Consider the following 22138-nt stretch of genomic DNA (forward strand, 5'->3'; position numbering starts at 1 on the left):
CGGCACGCCCGGCGGTGACGTCCCGGCGGTGACGGTCAGGGCACCGGCTGCGGGGCGCAGTCCGTCAGCGCGACGGTGAACGTGGTGGGCGTGTCCGGCGTCTCGATCATGGCGCCGTCCTCGTCGCCCTCGAGCTCGATCGTGTAGACGTCGCCGGGGGACAGGTACGTGGGCCGCCACGTGTCCGTGCCGCGCCTCCACTCGATCACCAGCACGTCGCCCTCGAGCACCTGGATCCGGCAGCCGTCGGCCCACGACCCCATGTAGGGGTGGATGACCTCGCCGTCGAGGTCGCGCACGGTGCGGGAGTTCGAGCCCTCGCGCGCGTTCGTCGAGTACGCGGCCCACTCCGGCCAGGCGAGCGCGCCGCCCACCCACGGCGTCCAGCCGTCGTCCGCGCACGTCGCGTAGGCGTCGCAGTGCCAGAGCGCGAGCGTCGAGTCCATCACGACGGCGTCCGCGGGGACGGTGGGCGTGGGCGTGGGGGTCGGCGTGGGGGTCGGCTCGGGGTCCGGGGTCGAGCCGTCCCCGGGGGTGTGCACGTAGGTGAACGACGCATCGTCGTTCTGCACGGACAGCACCTGGTCGGACGGCAGGCCGGTCACCGTGTGCTGCTCGCCGGCGGACAGGCGCGCGATGCTGCGGTGCGGCCCCGTGGGCGTGCCCGCGTACAGGGTCGCGGAGCCGGTGACGACGGCCACGGTGTCGCCGTTGGCCGCGGCGGCGGGAAGGTAGACGGCCTCCGACGTCGTGTACCCGTGGCGGGTCGTGATCGCACCGGACGTCTCGGGCCAGGCGATCGCGTGGCCCGACGTCGTCTCTCCCCACGGGCACGGCTCGCCGGTGCAGCGCCACGTGACCGGCAGGGACGCCGCGTCCTGTCCGGGCGTGGGCGTGGGCGTGGGCGTCGGGGTCGGCGTGGGCGTCGGCTCCGGGGTGGTGGCGTCTCCGGCGACGTGGAGGTAGCGGAACGGGCCGTCGTCGTTCTGGACGGACAGCACCTCGCCCACCGGAAGGCCGGCGACGGTCAGCTCGTCGCCCGCCGAGAGCTGGCCGATGCTCCGGTGGGGCCCGGAGGGGGTGCCCGCGTAGAGCCGGGCCGACCCGGAGACGACCGTGATGGTGTCGCCGTTCGCCGTCTCGGCGGGCAGGTAGACGGGCTCGGACGTCACGTAGCCGTGCCGTGCGGTGATCGCCCCGGAGCCCGCCGGCCACGCGACGGCGTGGCCGGACGTCGACGCACCCCAGGGACACGGGTCACCGGTGCAGGTCCAGGTGACGGGGCGCGACGCGACGCCCGCGTCCTCGCTCGGCTCGGGGGTCGGCTCGGAGGACGGCGTGGGCGTCGGTTCAGGGTCGGGCGGGGCCTCGCCCCCGGGCGTGAACGTGTAGGCGAAGCTCGCGCCGTCGTTCTGGAGGGACACCACCTCGCCGTCGGCGAGGTCACCGACCGTGAACGCGTCGCCGGCCGACAGCGCGGCGAGGTGGCGGTGCGGGCCGTCGAGCTGCCCGGCCCACACGCCCGCCGACCCCTCGAGCACGGTGATCGTGGCGTCCTCGGCCGCGTCGTCGGGCAGATAGATGGCGTCCGACGTCGTGTAGCCGTACCGCTCCGACAGCGCGCCCGAGCCCTCGGGCCAGACGGCGGCGTTCCCGGTGGTCGTCTCCCCCCAGGGGCACGGCTCGCCGGTGCAGGTCCAGGTCACCGCCCGGGACTCCGTGCGCGCGGGCGCTTCTCCGTCCTCGGCCGCGGCCGGCGAGATCGAGCCGGCGGCGAGGACGAGGGCGGGGGCCAGGAGCCGTGCAGCGCGGCGGCGTCGCGTGGTCATACGGTGACGCTATGCCGCGCCCCGCGCCCGCAGGGCGGCGGCCTGGGTGAACTTGCCGTCGCCCGGGGGTGAAAGCGCTCCGGGGAACGCGGCGGAGGCCGCCGAGGCGGCGGCCCCGACGAGCAGGAGCGACCCCAGGACGTCGACGGGGCGGTGGGCGAAGGCGACCACGTTGACCACGCAGGCGACCAGCACGGCGGCGACCGCGACCTCGCGCACGACGACGTGCCCGGCCCTGGTACGGCCGGGCCAGAGGACGACGAGCGCGATGGCGAGCGCTGCCGTGGCCGCGACGTGCGTGCTCGGGAACGTGTTGTACGCGTAACCGAGCGCGGCCTCGTGCACGGGGCGCGGCAGGACGGTGCCACGGAGCACGAGGGCGAGGACTGCCGCTGCGGCGAGCACCAGGCAGGCCGCCAGGGCACGCCATCGTCGGTCGCCGGCCGCGCGGACGGCGAGCGCCGCGACGACGACGACGAGCCCCAGCACCAGGACCTCGCGGGTGACGGCTGCGACGGGGTGCAATATCGCGCCCGCCCCGGTCAGGACGCTGAACGCCACCGCGTCGACCCACTGTCCCCACGGCGCGACGACCCCGGCGCCGTACAGCAGGACGAAGCCTGCGGTCAGCGCTGCGGCCCGCGCGGCATGGTCGCGGCGTCCCCGCTCCCGGCGTGACATGCCATCGATGGTTCTCGCTCGCGGGCGGCCCGGTCGAGGGCGCCAACGGATGAAGTTCGGGCGGGCGGGCAGGCGCGCCGGGCGCACTTTCACCCCGGCGCGCGCCCTGTTCACCCGGTGCGGACGGTCTCCACGCCCCTCGTGCTGATTAGCGTGGTGGCGTCCCAGAAGGGGAGTGCCGCCGGGGGACGGCGCTGATTCGGCGCACAGAAACGGTGAGCAAAATGCCTCGAGCACTGATTACCGGGATCACCGGCCAGGACGGTCTGTACCTTTCCGAGCTCTTGCTCTCGAAGGGCTACGAGGTCTGGGGACTGATCCGCGGGCAGAACAACCCGAAGCTCGATCTCGTGCGGCGCACCGTGCCGGGCGTGCGGCTCGTGACCGGCGACCTGACCGACCTGTCGTCCCTGCTGCGGGCACTGGACGCGGCGCGGCCCGACGAGGTCTACAACCTCGGCGCGATCTCCTACGTCGCGTACTCGTGGGAGAACGCGACGCTCACCAGCGAGGTCACCGGCAAGGGCGTGCTCAACATGCTCGAGGCGGTGCGGCTGCACGCGGGCGACGACCCGGGTGCCGTCCGCTTCTACCAGGCGTCGAGCTCGGAGATGTTCGGCAAGGTGCAGGAGGTGCCGCAGCGGGAGTCGACGCTCCTGTGGCCCCGGTCGCCGTACGGCGTCGCGAAGGTGTTCGGGCACTACATGACGATCAACTACCGCGAGTCGTACGGGCTGCACGCTTCCAGCGGCATCCTGTTCAACCACGAGTCCCCCCGGCGCGGGCCGGAGTTCGTCACCCGCAAGGTGTCGCAGGCGGTGGCGCGGATCAAGCTCGGGCTGCAGGACTCGCTCACGCTGGGGAACCTCGACGCCCGCCGCGACTGGGGGTTCGCCGGCGACTACGTCGACGCGATGTGGCGGATGCTCCAGCAGCCCCAGCCGGGCGACTACGTGGTCGCGACCGGGCAGACCCACTCCATCCGCGACCTGCTCGACGCGGCCTTCGGGTGCGTGGGAGTGGAGGACTGGAGCGGCTACGTCGCGCAGGACCCGCGCTTCATGCGGCCTGCGGAGGTCGACCTCCTCATCGGGGACCCGTCGAAGGCTCGCGACGTGCTCGGCTGGGAGCCGCGCGTCGACTTCCAGCGGCTGGTCGCGATGATGGTCGAGAACGATCTGGACGAGCAGGCCGAGCTGGCCGGGATGCGCCCGTGACGGTCGCCCTCGTCACCGGCATCGGGGGGCAGGACGGGTCGTACCTCGCCGAGCGGCTTGCTGCCGAGGGGGCCGAGGTGCACGGACTGGTGCGCGCCGGCGAGCGCCCGGCCGGGATGCCCGCCGGGGTGCGCCTCCACGCGGGCGACCTGCGCGACGCCGAGGGCCTCGCCGAGCTCGTGCGTCGTACCGGGCCGGACGAGATCTACAACCTGGGCGGGATCAGCTCGGTCGCGTACTCGTGGCGGCACCCTGTCGAGACGGGGGCAGTCTCCGGGCTCGGCGCCGTCGCCCTCTACGAGGCGGCATGGCGCCTGCAGGAGGACTCGGGGCGCGCGGTCCGGGTGCTCCAGGCGTCGAGCGCGGAGATCTTCGGCACGCCCGACCGTGCGCCGCAGGACGAGGGCACGGCGGTACGGCCGTCGTCGCCCTACGGCGCCGCCAAGGCGTACGCCCACCAGATGGCCGCGGTGTTCCGGGTGCGCGGGCTCGGCGTCTCCACGTGCGTGCTCTACAACCACGAGTCGCCGCGTCGCCCGAAGACGTTCGTGACCCGCAAGATCACCGCCGGCGCGGCCCGGATCGCGCACCGCGGCTCCGGCACCCTGGCGCTCGGCAACCTCGACGCGCGCCGCGACTGGGGCTGGGCGCCCGACTACGTCGACGCGATGGTGCGGTCGGTCCGGCACCCGGTTGCGGACGACTTCGTCGTGGCGTCCGGGACGACCCGCTCGGTGGCCGACTTCGTGGCCGCCGCGTTCGCCGCGGCCGGTGTCGAGGACTGGGAGCCGCACGTCACGGTCGACCCACGGTTCGTGCGCCCTGCCGACCCGACGGAGCAGGTGGGGGACGCCCACAGGGCCCGGACGGTGCTGGGCTGGGGCGGCACGCTGGCCTTCGAGGAGATCGTCGACCGCATGGTGCGGCACGACCTCGCCCTGCTCACGGCCTGACCGCGCTCACTCCTCGACGAGGAGGCCGCGGTCGCGGAGCGCGTCCACGAACGCCTCGGCGTCGCGCTGCGCGACGTCGGCGGGGATGTCGTACTCGACGGCGAGCGCCTCCGCGAGGTCGCCTGTGGTGCGGTCCTCCTGCAGCAGCTTCGCCGTGAAGGCGCCGGAGCCGTTGGTCGTGAGGTACGTGGACGACGCGAGGTCGAGGATGACCAGCTCGCCGTCGATCTCCTGCCAGGTGACGCCGTCCTCGCGCAGCCTCATCGCCGTGCCTCTCGTCGCGGTTCTCGGGTCGTGCCGCCCTGAGGATAGGCCGCTCCGGGGCCCGGGGTGGGGGTGGGACGGAGGATTCACCCGGTGCCGGGTGAAAGGCGTCCGGGTGCGGGGTGACTTCGGCCCGAAGTCCTTGACCGGTCGTTGCTCGCGGCGCGACGTTGGGCGCGTCCTGCACGAACGAGGAGAGGGGAGTGCTCCGATGTACGAAGCACCGCGCATCACCGAGGTGGGCTCGGTCAGGGACGTCACGCTCGAGCAGCAGTTCGCCTTCGACTACGACGGCGACCTGTTCCACAAGGGCAAGGCGTCCTGAACCCACTCTGGGACAGGGTGCCGGCCGTTCCGACCTCGGAGCGGCCGGCACCTCCAGTGTCCTCCGAGCCCTTCCCCTCAACGTCCCCCGAGCAGCCTGGAACGACGATGGCGTCCTTCTACCGCCCGACGGCCTTCGAGGTCGCGGCGTGCTGGCTGCCCGGGCTGGTGCCGGACGAGGCGCCCACGACGGCCGGTGAGGTCGGAGGAGCGCTGGAGGCGATCAAGACGTCCGTGCGCCGGGTCGCCGGCGGGCGCCCGGTCGCCGTCACCTTCTCGGGCGGGCGCGACTCGTCCGCCGTGCTCGCCGTCGCGACCGCCGTCGCCCGGGAGGACGGGACCCCGGACCCGGTGCCCGTCACGTTCCGCTACCCCGGGGTCGCGGAGGCGGACGAGTCCGCGTGGCAGGAGTCGGTCGTGCGGCACCTCGGGCTCTCCACGTGGCGGCGGATCGACGTCGGCGGCGAGAACGACCTGCTGGGCGTCGCGGCACGGGAGAGCCTGGTTCGCCGCGGGCTGCTCTTCCCCGCCACCATGCACGTGAAGGACGCGATGCTGAGCGAGCTGCGGGGGCACGTGGTGCTGACGGGGGAGGGCGGCGACGAGGTGTTCGGCGACCGCCGATCCCGCGCCCTGCTGAGGGTCACGCGCGGCCGTGGGAGGGCGGGGACCCCCCGTCGGGCCGCCCTGGGCTCGCTGCTGCCCGGGCGACGGTGGCGCGAGCGCACCGCCGCGGCGCGCAGCACGGCGGCGCTCACCTGGCTGGGGCGCGAGACGACGGCCCGGCTCGCCGACGAGATCGCGCGCGACGCCGCGGCCGAGCCGCTCTCGTATGCACGCGGCCTGCGCTGGCTGCGCCGGCGGCGCGCGAGCCGGGTCTTCCTGGACACGTTCGGTCAGGTGGCCGCCGAGCACGACGTCGCGCTCGCCCACCCGCTGCTGGACGACGGCTTCCTCGGGGCGCTCGGCGCGGCGCACCCGTGGGGCTTCCCCGACCGCACCGCGGGCATGCGCGCCGTCTTCGGCACCCTGCTGCCGGACGCTGTGTGCGCCCGGTCCGACAAGGCCTCGTTCAACCGTGCGTACCTGGGCAGCGCGACGCGCGACTTCGCCCGCCGGTGGGGCGGGGACGGCGTCGACGCCGCGCTGGTCGACGTCGACGGCCTCCGCGCCGCGTGGCTGTCGGGCTTCCCGCCCGGTCCGACGAGCCTGCTGCTGCAGCAGGCGTGGCTGGCGTCCGTCGGGGCGGAGCCGGTCCGGTGACCATGGCCGGGGCGTGGCGCCGGGTGAGCGCCGTCCCGCTGGCGCTCCGCCTCCTCGGCGCCCTGCTGCTGCTGGAGCGCCGGCTGCGGCGGTGGGACGTGGCACGCGTCGCCCGACGGTACGACCTCGCCCTGCTGGCGTCCGCCGAGCCTGCGTCCGGAGACCTCGACCCCGGGGCCCTGGACGACACGGAACGACGGCGGCTCCGCGTCCTGCGGCGGGTGCTGCGGCTGCCCGGCGTGAACGGCACCTGCCTGCGCTCGGCGATCCTCGCCGGCCGACTGCTGCGTCACCGCAGTCCCGCGCTGGTGCTGGGCGTCACCAAGGCGGGTGGCGTCGTGCGGGCGCACGCCTGGTTGCGCATCGACGACAAGGACCTCGACCTGGACCGGGGCAAAGGCTTCTTGCCGCTCGCGGTCCCCACCCAGGGAGCGTGACATGGACCGCCAGCTGCTGTACGGCCTGATCGTGGAGGCGCCCTTCGACCTGCACCAGGACCGGGCGGAAGAGGGCGCGGCCCCGGCCGACGTCGTGGTCGCCGCCGGCGCGGGCACGGACCAGCGCACGACCCCCGGCGGGCGGGCGGTCCTGCACCACGAGCTGGCCGGGGACCCCTGGTACACCGCCTGGGACCTGGGCGCCGACGGCTATCTGCTGCGGTTCCACGACGCGTGCGACTTCGAGGTGTCGGCCGACCTGCGCCACGTCGTGCTGCGGGAGGCGGACGGCGTCGACCCCGGGCTGAGCCGGGTGCTCACCACCGGCGGGATGCTCGCGTTCCAGCTGTACCTGCGCGGCGAGGCGGTGCTGCACGCGAGCGCGGTGGAGGACGACGAGGGCGTGGTCGCGTTCGTCGGCTACTCGGGCATGGGCAAGTCGACGATGGCGACGTTGCTGTGTGCGGAGGGGGCCGCCCTCGTCACCGACGACGTGCTGCGGCTGGACCGCGGCGACGACGGCTTCGCGGCGCGGTTGGGGGCCACGGAGGTGCGGCTGCGCAAGGGCGCCGACACGCTGGCCGGGCGGTTCGCCGCGCGGGCGCCCGGGCGCCGCGTGAGCGCCGACGCCCGGCACGTGCTGCAGCTCGGCGCGGGCGCGCGCGACCGGCGCCCGCTGCGCGCGATCGTCGTGCCGCAGCCCGACCGGGACGGCGGGGAGCTCGTCGTGCGCCGACGGGCCGGCACCGCGGCGCTCTTCGAGCTGTTGCACTACCCGCGGCTGCACGGCTGGCTGGACGAGCGTGTGCAGAGCGCCCACCTGCGCCACCTCGCCGACCTCGCCCGCACCGTCCCCGTGCTGGTGGCGGACGTCCCGTGGGGGCCGCCGTTCGCTCCGGGGCTGGGCGCTCAGGTCCTCCGGTCGGTGGGTGAGGCCTCGGCGCGCCCGTTGGTCGGGGCGGACGCGGCGTCCAGGTAGGAGCGAGCCTGGACCGTGAACATCTCCGCGTAGGCGCCGTCGAGGGCCATCAGCTCGTCGTGCGAGCCCTGCTCGACCACTGCGCCGTCGTCGAGCACCACGATGCGGTCCGCCGAGCGCACGGTGGAGAAACGGTGCGACACGAAGAGCGCCGTGCGCCCGTCGAGCGTCGCCCGCAGCGACGAGAACAGGTCGTGCTCCGCGAGCGGGTCCATCGCGGCGGTCGGCTCGTCGAGGATGACGAGCGCCGCGTCCCGGTAGAAGGCGCGGGCGATCGCGACCCGCTGCCACTGGCCGCCGGAGAGCTCCGTGCCGCCCGGGAACATGCGCGACAGCCGCGACTCGTAGCCGTCGGGCAGGCCGGCGAGCGCGGCGTCCACCCCCGCGACCCGCGCCGCGCGCCGCACCCGCTCGTGGTCGACCGGGACGTCGGGCCGGCCGAGGGCGATGTTCCACGTGGCCGTGTACGCGTAGTGGACGAAGTCCTGGAAGATCACCGCCACCTGGGGGCGCACGGCTTCGCCGCGCATCCCGGACAGCGGCCGGTCGCCCCACAGGACCGTGCCCGACGTCGGCTCGTACAGGCCGCCGAGGAGCTTGGCGAGGGTGGTCTTGCCGGAGCCGTTGGCGCCCACGAGGGCCACGACCTCGCCGGGGCGCAGCGCGAGGTCCACGTCGCGCAGCGCCGGTCGCCGCGACCCCGGGTAGGTGAAGGAGACACCACGGGCGAAGACGCCCGGGAAGGCGGCCGGCGGCTCCTCGCTCCCGGTGGCCGCGCGCGCCGCGGCCCGCCCGTCGGTGAGGAACGCGTGCACGTCGTCGAGGAACAGCCCCGACTCGAAGATCTGCTGGACGCCGCCGAAGATGCCCTGGATCTGCCCCTGGAGCATCCGGACCGCGACCACGGCCGCCCCCGCCTCGGAGAACGTCACCTCGCCGCGCGTGATGAGCCAGGCCAGCACCAGCAGCACGCCCGCGAGCACCACGGCCGCGGCGAGGTTGCCCGCGCCGTTCGTCAGCGCCCGGCGGCGCACGTGGCGGGCGAGGTCGGCCAGGTACGTGCCGTACAGCTCGCGGTAGCGCGCCTGCAGCCACGGGGCCGACTGGAACGCACGGATCTCCTTGGCCTCGTCCCGGCTGCTCTGCACGTAGTTGGTGTAGATGCGCTCGCGCTCGTTGGTCGTCTGCGCCACCTTGAACGCGAACTCCAGCCTGCCCTCGCGCCGGCCCGTGACCAGCAGGGGCAGGCCGCCGAGCGCGAGCAGCGGGAGCAGCACCGGGTGCAGCGCGACCAGTGCCGCGCCCACGCCGACCGTGGCGATCGACGACCCCAGGAGGTCGAACATCCCCTGGGTGACCTGGAAGGGCCTCGAGAGCGCGTTGACCCTGACACGCTGCAGCCGGTCGTAGAAGGCAGGCGACTCGAAGTGCTCGAGCGGGACGCTCGTCGCGACCTCCTGCACGTCCTCGGCCATCAGTCGCGCCACGTGCTCGCCGAGCACCCGGCGTGCCGAGGCCTGGAGCCCGCCGGCGACCGAGGCGAGGCCGGTCAGGGCGGCCAGGGCGAGGACCGGTCCGGTGACCGCCGCGACGCCGCTCGCGCCGTCGGCGAGCGCGAGCAGCACGTCGAGCAGCGCGGAGACGACGAGCACCTGGCCTGCCAGCGCCCCCGCGACGAGGACCTGGAGGACCAGCATCGCGACGAACAGGGGCCGGCTCGCGCGCCAGGACACCTGCAACGAACCGCCGAGCAGGCGCAGCAGGCGGCGTCCCCTGCGCTCGTCGCTCTCCGGCGTCCCGCCCACCGCGCTGTCTGCCACCGACCGCTCCGTCCTCCGCCGGGGGCCGGCCCGGCCTCACACACGCTAGCCGCGCCGGGGCGGCAGGAGGACGGTCCGGACGAGAATTCGCCCGCTGCCGACGCCCCACCGTCGCCGAGCGCTCCCTATCCTGCCGGGATGGGGGCACGACCGACGGTGCGCCGCCCGCTGGCGCAGATACTGCTCGACTCCGTCGCGCCCTCCGACCGTCCGTCGCCGGGCTCGACGCCCGTCCCGCTCGACGGCATACGGCTCGAGCTCCTGGCCGACGCCGCCCAGGACCACCGGGTCCTGCCCGCGGTGGCGAAGCACGTCGCGGGCCGCCCGGACTGCCCCGAACCGTGGCGTGCGCCGCTGCGGCGCGCTCGCGACGAGCAGGTGGTGCGCCACCTGGGCGCGCTCGCCGAGCTCGCGGTCCTGGGCGCTGCGCTCGACCGCGCCGGGGTGCCGTGGGTGGTGGCCAAGGGGCCGGCGGCGGCCGCGCTCTGGCCCTCGCCAGACATGCGGGAGTACTACGACCTCGACCTGTACGTGCCGCGGGCAGGGTTCCGGGCGGCGGTCGAGGCGCTGGACGCGGCAGGCTGCACGGGTGTCGACCGCAACTGGCCCCTCATGGCGCGCGAGCGGCGCGCGGAGTACGCGATGCGCGGGCCCCTCGGCGTGCACCTCGACCTGCACTGGGACTTCGCCGTGCCGCACGGGCTGCGGCGCAGCTTCCGCACCGACCCCGAGGCGATGATCGCCCGGCGCCGCACGGTGGCGCTGGGCGGCCGACGGGACGTCCCGACGTTCGACCCCGTCGACTCGGTCCTGGTGCTGGCGTTCCACGCGGCTCAGGCGGGAGCGGGGCGGCTCCTGTGGCTCGTCGACGTCGCCGGCGCCGTCGCGGCGTGCGACGGCGCGCGGCAGGAGGTCGGCCCGCGTGCCCGAGCCATGCGGATCGATGCGCCGGTGGCGCTCGTGCTCGACCGTGCCGCGCGGGCGCTCGGTGGCCAGGGCGGTGAGTCGCTCGGCGGGACGGGGCTGCGGGCACCGAGCGCGCTGCGGACCGTCGCCGCCGCGCTCGACCGCCGCCGCGGCGTCCCCGACCTGCCCGGCGACCCGCACCGCGGCGGCCGGCTCTACGCCGCCGCCCGGCCGCGCGCAGGGGGGACGACGACGGCTCTGGTGGGGCATGCCGTGGCGCAGCGCCGGATCGAGCGCGCACTCCGGCGAGGGCTGCCCGACGCCGGGGAGAAGGCGCTGCGCCTCGACGTCCCGGACGCGCGAGCCCGGGAGGACTATCTCCGGTTCGTCGACTCGGGGATCGGCTGACCGTCACGCGAGCCCGGTCGGCTCGCCAGCACCGCCCACGGCGCGACGACCCCCACCAGCAGCAGGGCTCCCACGACGTCGCTGGGCCGGTGGGCCTGGGTCGCGACGTTGGCCCAGGCAGCCAGGAGCACGGAGGTCCCGACCAGCGCCGCCACCCACCGGCTCGGGCGGCGACCGAGCAGGAGGACCACGGCGACGCACGTCGCCACGAGCGTCGCCGTGTGGGCGCTCGGGAACGTGTTGTGGAGGTAGCCGTGGGCACCCAGGAAGGGCCGCGGCAGGACGACGTCCCGCAGGACGGTCGCGAGGCCGAGGACCACGAGCGGGAGCCCGGCCGCGACGAGGGTGCGCGCGCCCGCTCGGCGCCGCACCGCCACGACGAGGACCGCGACGAGGGCGCCCGCCGCGACGACCGGCAGGAGCGCGCGCACCAGGCGCGCGACGCCGGCGAGGACCGGCTCGGGGCCGGTCAGGAGCGCGAGACCTGCGACGTCCGCGCGTTGCCCCGGCCCGGTCAGCACCGCCAGCGCGAAGAGGGCGGCGAACAGGCCGGCCGACGTGGCGGACACGGCGAGCGCGACCGGGCCGCGGTGTCGCCGGTCGGTCACCCGGTCCGCCGTCCTGGGCGCGTCACCCGATGGCCGCCATGGTCCGGTCCAGCTCGGCCTCGACGTGCCGCGCGATCTCCAGCGACGCGGTGGCGGCGGGGGACGGCGCGTTGATGACGTGCACCTGCCGGGGTGCGGTGCGCACGAGGAAGTCGTCCACGAGCCGCCCGTCGCGGTGCAGCGCCTGCGCGCGCACGCCGGCAGGGGCGGGGTGCAGGTCGTCGGCCGTGGTGCCGGGCAGCAGGCGTGCGACGGACGCGGCGAACAGCGTGCGTGACACGGACCGCGCCACCTCGGCCGCGCCGGGCACGAGGTTGCGCCCGGCGAGGCGCCACAGGCCGGGCCACGACGCGGCGTCGGCGACGTCGCGCCACGCGACGTCGCGGCGGCGGTAGCCCTCGCGGGCGAGGGCGAGGACGGCGTTGGGCCCGGCGTGCACGTCGCCGTGCACGCCCCGCGTGAGGTGCACGCCCAGGAACGGGAACCGGGGGTCCGGCACCGGGTAGACGAGGCCGCGCACGCGGTCGGCGGCGCGCGGCGCGAGGTCGAAGTACTCGCCGCGGAACGGCACGATGCGCGCCCCGGGGTCGACGCCGCACGCCAGCGCCAGCCGGTCGGCGTGCAGGCCGCCGCACACGACGAGGGCGTCGGCGACGAGCTCGTACCCGGCGTGCTCGCCGACCTCCTCGACGTCGGCCCGCACCTGGGTGCCGACGGTGCGGGCGCCGCGCAGCGCGCGGCCCAGCAGCACCACCCCGCCCGCCTCGCGCACCTGGCGCGCGAGCACGGCGCACACGGCGCGGTAGTCGACCACGCCCGTGGTCTCGACCCGCAGGGCGCCGACGCACGCGATCTCGGGCTCGTGCTCGCGCGCCTCGACGGGGTCCAGCTCGCGAACCGGCACCCCGTTGGCGGTGCCGCGCTCGGCGAGCGTGCGCAGCCGGTCGCGCTCGCCGGCGTCGGTCGCGACCACGAGCTTGCCGGTGACGGCGACGGGCACGCCGTGCTCGGAAGCGAACCGCGTCATGGACGCGGCGCCCGCGGTGCCGAGCCGGGCCTTGAGGCTGCCCGGCGCGTAGTACAGGCCGGAGTGGATGACTCCGGAGTTGCGGCCCGTCTGGTGGCAGGACAGCTCGCGCTCCTTCTCCAGCACGGTGACGTCGTCGCCGCGGCGGGCGAGCCGCGCGGCCGTCGCGAGCCCGATGATGCCGCCCCCGACGACGATGACGCGCATGGGTGCCTCCTGCCTCCTCCTGCCGGTGGCGGGCCGGTCCCTGCCCGGCCCGCCGGCTCCAGGATGTCAGTCCGGGCGGCGCACTGGGGCGGGGTGCGGGGGTGAACGCTCGGGTGAACCCGCCTGGGCCGGCGTCCTCCGGCATAGTGGGAGGAGCGGGGGCGGCCGGCCCGGTCGTCGCGCCTCGCCGACGAGGAGGTACGGCCATGAGTCACGACGACGGCACGCAGCCGGGCCCGGACGAACCGCGGCGCGACGCGCCGGGGGAGGGCACGCCGTCGGGCGGTGCGGAACCGCCCGCGCCGCCGGACCCGTATCGGGGGCCGACGGAGCCCGCGCCTCCCGGTGAGACCCCGGCGCCCGCGACTCCGGCGCCCGGCGCCGCGCCTCCGGACCCGTACCAGCCCGGTGCGCAGCAGCCGCCCGGCTCTCCGCAGCAGCCGCCGGGGTACCCGCAGCAGCCGTACCAGCAGCAGCCCGGGGCCGAGCCGTACCCGCAGCCCTACCCTGCGCAGCAGCCGTACCCCCAGCAGCAGCCCTACGCCCAGCCCTACGCCCAGCCGTACGCGCCGTCGGCGGGCACGGACGGCTGGTCGATCGCGGCGCTGATCACGGGCATCCTCGGCCTGGCGGTGGTGCCGATCGTGCTGGGGATCATCGGGCTGTCGCGCATCAACCGGACGGGCCAGCAGGGCAAGGGCCTGGCGATCGCGGGCATCGTGCTGGGCGCGGTCGGGGTGGTGGCGTGGATCGTGTTCTTCGTCTTCGCGGTGGCGCTGGTGTCGCAGCTCGACCCGAGCGATTTCGAGACGTTCGACATGTCGGCGGCGCTCCTCCTGGGGCGGTAAGCGCGGCGGCAGACGGGCGGACGACCAGGCCGCCGACACTTCGTTCAACCATTGCCCCTAATGTCTCCCGGGCTCTACGGTGTCCCCGGTGGCGCGCGGACGCGCCGCCGGCCCCGGGCGTCGGTCGAGCCGCCGCCAGGGCCCACCGATCGCGAGGGAGCGACGATGAGGCAGCGGTTGAGACGGGTGGTCGCGGGAGCGGCGGCCGCAGCGGTGGTGGCGAGCGGCGCGGTGGTGACCGGCGTCGTGGGCGCGAGCACGGCGGCGGCGGACGACTCCGCCGTTCTGGAAAACGATTTCGACACGGCCTACGAGCCGTGGGGTCCGCGCGGCGCGGTCACGCTCGGGATCTCGGACGACGCGCGGACGGGCGCGGGAGCGCTGTCCGTCACCGGGCGGACGGCCGAGTGGAACGGCCCGGCCACCGCCGTCGACGGGCTGTTCGCCGCCGGCGGCGACTACGACGTCGAGGCCTGGGTCAAGCTCCCCGCGGGGACGTCGGGCAGCGCGGCGGTGCACTTCACGGTCCAGGAGACGTCGGCCGTCGGGGACGCCTACACCTGGGTGGGCGAGGCGGTCGACGCGACCGCGGACGGCTGGGTGCGCGTCGGCGGCACGTACACGATGCCGTCCGACCTCACCGCGGCGCAGCTCTACGTCGAGGCGGCGCCGGTCGCCGGCGTGCACCCGTCGTTCCTCGTGGACGACCTCGTCGTCACGGGCGCCGAGCGCACGACCCCGCCGGTGCAGGACCTCACGGGCGTCAAGGACACCGTGGACTTCCCGCTCGGCGTGGCGATCGACCAGCGCGAGACCACGGGCGACGCCTCCGACCTGCTGCTGCGGCACTTCGACCAGATCACGGCCGAGAACGACATGAAGGTCGAGGCCTGGTACGACGCCGAGCACAAGTTCCGGCCGAGCGTCAACGCCGGCACGCTCCTGGACTACGCCGTGGCGCACGACCTGCGGGTGTACGGGCACGTCCTGGCCTGGCACAGCCAGACGCCGGAGTGGTTCTTCCAGGCGGACGACGGCACCCCGCTGACCACGTCCGCGGCGGACCAGGAGGTCCTGCGGGAGCGGCTGCGCACGCACATCTTCTCCGTCGCGCGGTGGATGGCGGACACGTACGGCGAGTTCGGCGGCGGCGAGAACCCGCTCGTCGCGTTCGACGTCGTCAACGAGGTCGTGAACGACGGCGCGACGAGCGACCCGGACGACGGCCTGCGGCGCAGCGAGTGGTACCGGATCCTGGGCGAGGGCTTCATCGACCTCGCGTTCGAGTACGCGGACGAGGCGTTCAACCACACCTACGCGGCCGAGGGCACCGACCGGCCGGTCACGCTCTTCATCAACGACTACAACACCGAGCAGTCGGGCAAGCAGGACCGCTACTACGCGCTCGTCGAGCGGCTGCTGGCCCGCGGCGTGCCGGTCGACGGCGTGGGGCACCAGTTCCACGTGTCGCTGTCGACGCCGGTCGGCGCGCTGACCGGCGCGCTCGACCGGTTCGCCGACCTGGGCGTCACGCAGGCCGTGACCGAGCTCGACGTCGGCATCGGCACCCCCGCGACCGCGGCCAACCTCGTCGAGCAGGGCTACTGGTTCCGCGACGCGTTCCGCGGGTTCCGCGAGCGGGCGGACGACCTGTTCAGCGTCACGGTGTGGGGACTCACGGACGACCGGTCGTGGCGCGACGACGGCGGCCCGCTCCTGTTCGACGGCGACCGGCAGGCCAAGCCCGCCTACCACGGCGCCGTCGACGGCGACATCCCGGCGCGGCTGAAGTCGGCGGGCGTCTTCGCCGGCGACGTGCCGCTCGACGACGACGCCGCGTCGTCGCCCGAGTGGGACCGGCTCCCGCGGCACACGATCACGGCGGACGGCGGCGGCGAGGCCGTGGCCGACTTCCAGCTCCGCTGGGCGGCCGACCACCTCACGGCGCAGGTGCGGGTCACCGACGGCGACGCCGAGGACGCGGACGCCGTGACCTTCGACGTCGAGGGCGCGACCACCACGGTGGGCCGGGACGGCACGGTGACCGGGCCGGACGGCGCGGCGGCCGTGGTCCGACCGTCCGACGACGGCTACGTCGTCGTCGCACACCTGCCGCTGGCGGGCGCGGCGCAGGGCGACGTCGTCGGGCTCGACGTCCAGGTCGCGGACGGCGCGACGACGTCCGGCTGGAACACCCCCGGATCGCTCGGCACGCTCACCCTCCTGGAGGAGCTGAGCTACCTCGAGGTGGCCGAGGCGACGACGGCGCCGCAGGTCGACGGCGCGGTGGACGACGTGTGGGCCGACGCCTCCGCGGTCACCACCGACCGGCAGATCGAGGGCGACGGCGGTGCCACGGCGACCGTGCGCACCCTCTGGTCCGGCGACACGCTGTACGTGCTCGCGGAGGTCGCCGACCCGACCGTGGACGTCAGCGGCTCCGACCCGTGGGTGCAGGACTCGGTCGAGATCTTCCTCGACGCCGGCAACGCCAAGAACGGCGCCTACCGCGACGTCGACACGCAGATCCGCATCAGCGCCGAGAACGTCACGTCGTTCGGCACCGGCGACGAGGCCGCGCAGGCAGCCCGCCTGACGTCGGCGACCGCGGCCGTGGACGGCGGGTACGTCGTCGAGGCGGCGGTCGGCCTGCTCGGCACCGGCGGCGCGGGCACCTTCCACGGCCTGGACTTCCAGGTCAACGACGGCACCGCCGGCGCGCGCACCGCCGTGCGCGACTGGGCCGACCCCACGGGCACGGGCTACCAGTCCACCGCCCGGTGGGGCGTCGGGAGGCTCGTGGCCGCTCCGGAGCCCGAGGGGATCGTCAACGTGGTCGCGCCGGTCGTCGTCCCCGACGACCGGAAGGGGACGGGCCCCGGCGCGCTCCTCGTCGCCGACCCCGGCGAGTGGACCGCGCCCGACGGCGGGCCCGTGCGGTACACGTACCGGTGGCTGCGCGACGGCGAGCCCGTGCGTCGTCCCGGCGACGCCGCGTCGTTCCGGGTGCGCGGCACCGACGTCGGGCACGAGGTGAGCGTCGAGGTGACGGCGCACGCCCGCGGGCTGGCCGACGTCACGGCCGTCTCGGCACCGGTCGCCCTCGCGCGGCGGTAGCCGGACCGACGGATCGCGCCCCGGCCGGCGGCCCCGCCCTCGCAGGTGGGGCCGCCGGCTGCCGGTCCTGTGGGGGTCCGGCGAAGACGCCGGTCAGGACGGCCGCCGGGCCGTGGCGGGTGGGTAGCATCGCGGACCGTCCGACGAACGATCCGACAGACGTGCCGACCAGGAGGACCATGAGCCAGCCGCGCGGGTACGACGCCCCCGACGCCCCGCACACCCAGGTGATCCCGCCGCACGTGCACGACACGGGCGGGCTGCCCCCCACGCAGGCTCTCGGCGGGTACGCCGACGGCACCCAGGTGCTGCCGACGCAGGCGCCGGGTGGCCACGACGAGGGGACGACGGTGCTGCCCTCCGCGCAGGAGTTCGGCGGGTACGTCGACGGCACGGCCGTCCTGCCGCGGGCGCAGTCGTCCGGCGGGTACGCCGACGGCACCCAGGTGCTGCCGGCCGCGCCGGGCGGGCTCGGCGAGGGCACGCAGGTGCTGCCGTCCGCGCCGTCGTCCGGCGGGTACGCGGACGGGACGCAGGTGCTCCCGAACGCCGCCCCGCCGCGGCGCACCTCCTCCCGCCCGGTCGGGTCGCTGTCGGCGCCGGCCGCGACGCCCGCCCCGCACGCGCCGGTGGCTCGCGCGGCGGCGCCCGTGCCCGCCGCGCCGGCGCCCCAGCCCGCCCCGCAGCCCACACCGCAGCCCACGTCGCGGCCCGCCGCCGCGGCGCCGTGGGACGCTGCCCCTGCCGCCGCACCCGGGCGCGGGCCGGCGTCGGGCCCCGGCAGGGAGCCGGAGCCCGCCCGGCGCGGCACGGAGCCGACCGCGGTCGCGGCGCTGGTCACCGGCATCCTCGGCTTCGTCGTGCCGCTGCTCGGCGTGCTCGCGATCATCCTGGGCGGGATCGCTCTGGACCGGACGCGCCGCCGCCGCTCGGGCGGGCGGGGCATGGCCAAGACCGGCATCGCGTTCGGGTCCATCCAGGTGGTGTTCACGGCGATCGTGGTCATCGCCGGGCTGTTCCTCTGGAACACCTACGGCGACGACATCCAGCAGGCCCTGGACGAGGCGGAGCAGTTCACGCAGACCGACCTGTCCATCCCCGACATGCTGCTCGGCGGCCTCACCGGCGACCTGTCCTTCGGCGACCTGCAGGACCTCGCCGGCACCCTCGGCGACGCCGACCAGCTCCAGGAGCTCGGCGGCCAGTGCCAGGCGGGCGACCCGGTCTCCTGCGAGGACCTGCTGGACCGCCTGCCCGACGGCATCCGCGACCAGCTCCCCGAGGACCTCACCAGCCGCCTCCCGGGCAGCTGACCGTCCTGCCGGACAGGCGGTCGACACCGACGAGCGCGCGCGAGAGCCGCGACAACGGCATCAACCGCCTGTTCGGCACCGGGGGAGCGCGCGTCGAGAGCGGCGTCGGAGGGTCGGCGTAGTCTGGTGCGGCACGCCCGGCACCCCGCCGGTCGCACGGTTCCCGGTCACGACGCCGGACGACGGCGCCACCTCGGCGGCTCGTCGCGCGACTCACCCGCCCCCGGAACCCCGTGCGTCCCGGGGAGAGCTGGGCCTGTCGTCGTGCCCGCACACCGAGCCAACCCCAGGGCACGTCGCGATCGCGCCGTAGACCTCGCCCGAAGGACCCGCATGAACCTCACCGGCATCGTCCCCGCACTCCTCGCCGACCCCGGCGCCGCCGCCGCGCTCGAGCACGTGCCGGCGCGCGGGTTCGCGGACGTCGTCGGGCCGGTCGGCGTGCGCGCGCCGCTGCTGGCGGCGGCGGCCGAGCGGCGGCCGCTCGTCGTCGTCACCGCCACGGGGCGCGAGGCCGACGAGCTCGCCGCGTCCGTCCGGGCGTACCTGCCCGACGACCGGGCCGACGACGTCGCGGTGCTGCCCGCGTGGGAGACGCTGCCGCACGAGCGGCTGTCGCCCCGCGCGGACACGGTGGCCAAGCGGCTCGCGGTGTTCCGGCGCCTCGCGCACCCGGCGCCCGAGCCGGGGCTCACCGGCCCGATCCGGCTGCTCGTCATGCCGGCCCGCGCGCTGCTGCAGCCGGTGGTCGAGGGCCTGGGCGAGCTCGAGCCGGTCGAGCTGCACACCGGCGGCACGGCGGACCTCACGGACGTGGCCGACCGCCTCGTCGCCGCCGCGTACACGCGCGTGGACATGGTGGAGCGCCGCGGCGAGTTCGCCGTCCGCGGCGGCATCCTCGACGTCTTCCCGCCGACGGAGGACCACCCGCTGCGCCTCGAGTTCTGGGGCGACGAGGTGACGGAGATCCGCTGGTTCGCCGTCGCCGACCAGCGCTCCCTCGAGATCGCCGAGCAGGGCCTGTGGGCGCCGCCGTGCCGCGAGATCCTGCTCACCGACAAGGTCCGGGAGCGCGCCGCCGGCCTCGTGGAGCGCCTGCCCGGCGCGATCGAGATGCTCGACAAGCTCGCCGCGGGCGTCGCCGTCGAGGGCATGGAGTCGCTCGCCCCCGTGCTCGTGGACCGCATGGTGCCGGTGCTCGAGCTGGTGCCCGACGACGCGCTGCTCGTCATCGACGAGCCCGAGCGGGTCCGCCGTCGCGCGCACGACCTCGTCGCGACCACCGAGGAGTTCCTCGCCGCCGCCTGGACGGGCGCCGTCGCCGGCGGGGCCGCGCCGATCGACCTGTCCGCGGCGTCGTTCGAGACGTTCGCGGAGGTGCGCGACGTCGCCGCCCGCCGCGGGCTGGGCTGGTGGACGCTCTCGTCGTTCGCGCTCGACGCGGGCGGCGACGAGGGCACCGAGCCCGAGGCCGAGGTGGACGGCGTCACGACGTTCACCGTCGGCGCGCGCGACGTCGAGTCCTACCGCGGCGACCTGCAGCGCGCGCTGGACGACGTCCAGACGCTGCAGCGCGCGGGCTGGCGGCTGCTGCTCACCACGGAGGGGCACGGCCCGGCCAAGCGCATGGTCGAGCAGCTGGCCGCGCAGGACACGGCGGCGCGCATGGTCGCCGAGCTGGGGGAGGAGCCCGAGGGCGGCGTCGTCCTCGTCGCGCCGGCGCTGGTCGGCAAGGGCTTCGTCGCCCCGGACCTGAAGCTCGCGGTCTTCAGCGAGTCCGACCTCACGGGCCGCCAGGGCTCCACGACGCGCGACATGCGCAAGATGCCGAGCCGGCGGCGCAACGTCGTCGACCCGCTGCAGCTGCGCGGCGGCGACTACGTGGTGCACGAGCAGCACGGCGTGGGCCGGTTCGTCGAGATGGTGCAGCGCACGCTCGGGGCGGGCGCGAACGCGGCGACGCGGGAGTACCTGGTCATCGAGTACGCGTCGTCCAAGCGGGGCCAGCCGGGCGACCGGCTGTTCGTGCCGATGGACCAGCTCGACCAGGTCACCAAGTACACGGGCGGCGAGGCGCCGTCGCTGTCCAAGATGGGCGGCGCGGACTGGAAGAACACCAAGGCGCGCGCCCGCAAGCACGTCAAGGAGATCGCGGGCGAGCTGATCCGCCTCTACTCGGCGCGCATGGCCACCCAGGGGCACGCGTTCGGCCCGGACACGCCGTGGCAGCGCGAGCTGGAGGACGCGTTCGCGTACGTCGAGACGCCCGACCAGCTCGTGACGATCGACGAGGTCAAGGCCGACATGGAGAAGGCCGTGCCGATGGACCGTCTCGTGTGCGGCGACGTCGGCTACGGCAAGACGGAGATCGCGATCCGTGCCGCGTTCAAGGCGGTGCAGGACGGCAAGCAGGTGGCCGTGCTGGTGCCGACGACGCTGCTGGTGCAGCAGCACTTCGACACGTTCTCCGAGCGGTACGCCGGGTTCCCCGTCACGGTGCGGGCGCTGTCGCGCTTCCAGACGGAGAAGGAGTCGGCCGAGACGGTCGAGGGTCTGGCGAAGGGGACGGTGGACATCGTCATCGGCACCCACCGGCTGCTCACCGGGTCGGTGCGGTTCAAGGACCTCGGCCTCGTGATCGTCGACGAGGAGCAGCGGTTCGGCGTGGAGCACAAGGAGACGCTGAAGCAGCTGCGCACCAACGTGGACGTGCTGGCGATGTCCGCGACGCCGATCCCGCGCACCCTCGAGATGGCGGTGACCGGAATCCGCGAGATGTCGACCCTCGCCACCCCGCCCGAGGAGCGCCACCCCGTCCTCACCTACGTGGGCGCGTACGAGGAGAAGCAGATCGCCGCCGCGATCCGGCGCGAGCTGCTGCGCGAGGGCCAGGTCTTCTACGTGCACAACAAGGTGGAGACCATCCAGAAGACGGCGACGCGTCTCGCGGAGCTCGTGCCCGAGGCCCGCATCGGCGTGGCCCACGGCAAGATGAGCGAGCACCAGCTCGACCAGGTGATCCGCGCCTTCTGGGAGAAGGAGCTGGACGTGCTGGTCTGCACCACGATCATCGAGACCGGCCTGGACATCTCCAACGCCAACACGCTGATCCTGGAGCGCGCGGACGTGCTCGGCCTGTCCCAGCTGCACCAGCTGCGCGGCCGCGTGGGCCGCGGTCGGGAGCGCGCGTACGCGTACTTCCTGTACCCGCCGGAGCGGCCCCTCACCGACACCGCGCACGACCGGCTGTCCACGATGGCCGCGCACACCGACCTCGGCGCCGGCATGCAGATCGCCATGAAGGACCTGGAGATCCGCGGCGCCGGCAACCTGCTCGGCGGCGAGCAGTCCGGCCACATCGCGGGCGTCGGCTTCGACCTGTACGTGCGCATGGTGGGCGAGGCCGTGGCCGCGTTCCGCGGCGAGCGCGAGGAGGAACAGCCCGAGGTCACCATCGAGCTGCCCGTGGACGCGCACCTGCCCGAGTCGTACATCGCCACCGAGCGGCTGCGCCTCGAGGCGTACAAGAAGATCGCCGCCGCGCAGGACGCGACCGAGCTCGCGGAGGTGCGCGCCGAGCTGGTGGACCGCTACGGCAAGCTCCCCGACGTCGCGTCCGCGCTGTTCGACGTCGCGGACTTCCGCAACCACGCCCGTCGCGCGGGCCTCACGGACGTCACCGCGCAGGGCAAGTTCGTGCGGTTCGCGCCGGTGGACCTCGCCGAGTCCGCGCAGCTGCGCCTCAAGCGGCTCTACCCTGGCACGATCCTCAAGCCGGCGATCCGTGCCTTCCTCGTGCCGTTCCCGACGACGGCGCGCATCGGCGGTCGCCCCCTGCGGGGCGCCGAGGTGCTGACGTGGGCACGCCAGCTCATCGACGCCGTGGTGCTGGGCGAGGTGTCCGCCGCGGCGAGCGTGGGGACGTCGCGCTGACGGC

General features: G+C 75.2%; 16 protein-coding genes and 1 pseudogene. 11 read left to right on the forward strand and 6 right to left on the reverse strand.

All coding sequences use genetic code 11. From position 1 onward, the window contains the following. Positions 1-35: 35 nt before the first annotated feature. Both ACQP60_RS12885 and ACQP60_RS12890 read right to left on the reverse strand, forming a co-directional pair. Positions 36-1829, reverse strand: a complete 1794-nt coding sequence (locus ACQP60_RS12885) for a hypothetical protein (RefSeq protein WP_429733117.1) — start codon at positions 1827-1829, stop codon at positions 36-38. 9 nt (positions 1830-1838) lie between these two features. Beyond that, positions 1839-2510, reverse strand: a complete 672-nt coding sequence (locus tag ACQP60_RS12890; protein ID WP_429733120.1) for a hypothetical protein — start codon at positions 2508-2510, stop codon at positions 1839-1841. Between the two features lie 224 nt (positions 2511-2734). On the opposite strand from ACQP60_RS12890, the gene ACQP60_RS12895 reads away from it, so the two are divergent. Both ACQP60_RS12895 and ACQP60_RS12900 read left to right on the forward strand, forming a co-directional pair. After that, on the forward strand, positions 2735-3727 hold the full coding sequence (locus ACQP60_RS12895; RefSeq protein ID WP_429733122.1) for a GDP-mannose 4,6-dehydratase: 993 nt from the start codon (positions 2735-2737) through the stop codon (positions 3725-3727). Then, positions 3724-4680: a GDP-mannose 4,6-dehydratase gene (locus ACQP60_RS12900; protein ID WP_429733124.1), complete on the forward strand. Its 957-nt coding sequence runs from the start codon at positions 3724-3726 to the stop codon at positions 4678-4680. The genes ACQP60_RS12895 and ACQP60_RS12900 overlap by 4 nt, the downstream gene beginning before the upstream one ends. A 6-nt stretch (positions 4681-4686) precedes the next feature. On the opposite strand, the gene ACQP60_RS12905 is transcribed toward ACQP60_RS12900, so the two are convergent. Then, positions 4687-4944, reverse strand: coding sequence for a PqqD family protein (locus ACQP60_RS12905; protein WP_429733126.1), 258 nt, complete (start codon positions 4942-4944; stop codon positions 4687-4689). Between the two features lie 211 nt (positions 4945-5155). Here ACQP60_RS12905 and ACQP60_RS12910 point away from each other — a divergent pair, with 211 nt between their 5' ends. From ACQP60_RS12910 to ACQP60_RS12925, 4 genes are all read left to right on the forward strand, one after another. Then, positions 5156-5269 (forward strand): lasso RiPP family leader peptide-containing protein, encoded by a 114-nt coding sequence (locus ACQP60_RS12910; RefSeq protein WP_429733129.1) that lies wholly within the window; start codon positions 5156-5158, stop codon positions 5267-5269. A gap of 107 nt (positions 5270-5376) precedes the next feature. Continuing rightward, on the forward strand, positions 5377-6531 hold the full coding sequence (locus ACQP60_RS12915) for an asparagine synthase-related protein (RefSeq protein WP_429733132.1): 1155 nt from the start codon (positions 5377-5379) through the stop codon (positions 6529-6531). A 2-nt stretch (positions 6532-6533) separates the two neighbouring features. Further along, a complete protein-coding gene (locus tag ACQP60_RS12920) occupies positions 6534-6968 on the forward strand; it encodes a lasso peptide biosynthesis B2 protein (RefSeq protein ID WP_429733612.1) in 435 nt (144 codons plus the stop codon). Position 6969: 1 nt separating this feature from the next. Continuing rightward, positions 6970-7947 carry a phosphoenolpyruvate carboxykinase (ATP) gene (locus tag ACQP60_RS12925; RefSeq protein WP_429733135.1) on the forward strand — a complete coding sequence of 326 codons (978 nt, stop codon included), beginning with the start codon at positions 6970-6972 and terminating at the stop codon, positions 7945-7947. Here the strand turns inward: ACQP60_RS12925 and ACQP60_RS12930 are convergent. Continuing rightward, a complete protein-coding gene (locus ACQP60_RS12930) occupies positions 7878-9767 on the reverse strand; it encodes an ABC transporter ATP-binding protein (RefSeq protein ID WP_429733138.1) in 1890 nt (629 codons plus the stop codon). The genes ACQP60_RS12925 and ACQP60_RS12930 overlap by 70 nt on opposite strands. Positions 9768-9905: 138 nt before the next feature. On the opposite strand from ACQP60_RS12930, the gene ACQP60_RS12935 reads away from it, so the two are divergent. Then, positions 9906-11081, forward strand: a complete 1176-nt coding sequence (locus tag ACQP60_RS12935) for a nucleotidyltransferase domain-containing protein (protein WP_429733141.1) — start codon at positions 9906-9908, stop codon at positions 11079-11081. Here the strand turns inward: ACQP60_RS12935 and ACQP60_RS12940 are convergent. Together ACQP60_RS12940 and lhgO are read right to left on the reverse strand one after the other, a co-directional pair. Continuing rightward, positions 11048-11689 (reverse strand): phosphatase PAP2 family protein, encoded by a 642-nt coding sequence (locus ACQP60_RS12940; protein ID WP_429733144.1) that lies wholly within the window; start codon positions 11687-11689, stop codon positions 11048-11050. The genes ACQP60_RS12935 and ACQP60_RS12940 overlap by 34 nt on opposite strands. Before the next feature lie 22 nt (positions 11690-11711). Next, positions 11712-12929 (reverse strand): annotated as a pseudogene (lhgO, locus tag ACQP60_RS12945) (L-2-hydroxyglutarate oxidase); the annotation flags it as partial. A 200-nt stretch (positions 12930-13129) separates the two neighbouring features. On the opposite strand from lhgO, the gene ACQP60_RS12950 reads away from it, so the two are divergent. From ACQP60_RS12950 to mfd, 4 genes are all read left to right on the forward strand, one after another. Then, entirely contained in the window at positions 13130-13771 is a 642-nt protein-coding gene (locus tag ACQP60_RS12950) for a DUF4190 domain-containing protein (protein ID WP_429733147.1), read from the forward strand. A 186-nt stretch (positions 13772-13957) separates the two neighbouring features. Next, positions 13958-16888, forward strand: coding sequence for an endo-1,4-beta-xylanase (locus ACQP60_RS12955; RefSeq protein WP_429733615.1), 2931 nt, complete (start codon positions 13958-13960; stop codon positions 16886-16888). 179 nt (positions 16889-17067) lie between these two features. Further along, positions 17068-18201, forward strand: a complete 1134-nt coding sequence (locus tag ACQP60_RS12960) for a DUF4190 domain-containing protein (RefSeq protein WP_429733150.1) — start codon at positions 17068-17070, stop codon at positions 18199-18201. Positions 18202-18534: 333 nt separating this feature from the next. Further along, positions 18535-22134 carry a transcription-repair coupling factor gene (gene mfd / locus ACQP60_RS12965; RefSeq protein ID WP_429733153.1) on the forward strand — a complete coding sequence of 1200 codons (3600 nt, stop codon included), beginning with the start codon at positions 18535-18537 and terminating at the stop codon, positions 22132-22134. Positions 22135-22138 lie beyond the last annotated feature (4 nt).

This window comes from Isoptericola variabilis (assembly GCF_050311655.1).
GTDB classification, from domain to species: domain Bacteria; phylum Actinomycetota; class Actinomycetes; order Actinomycetales; family Cellulomonadaceae; genus Isoptericola; species Isoptericola variabilis.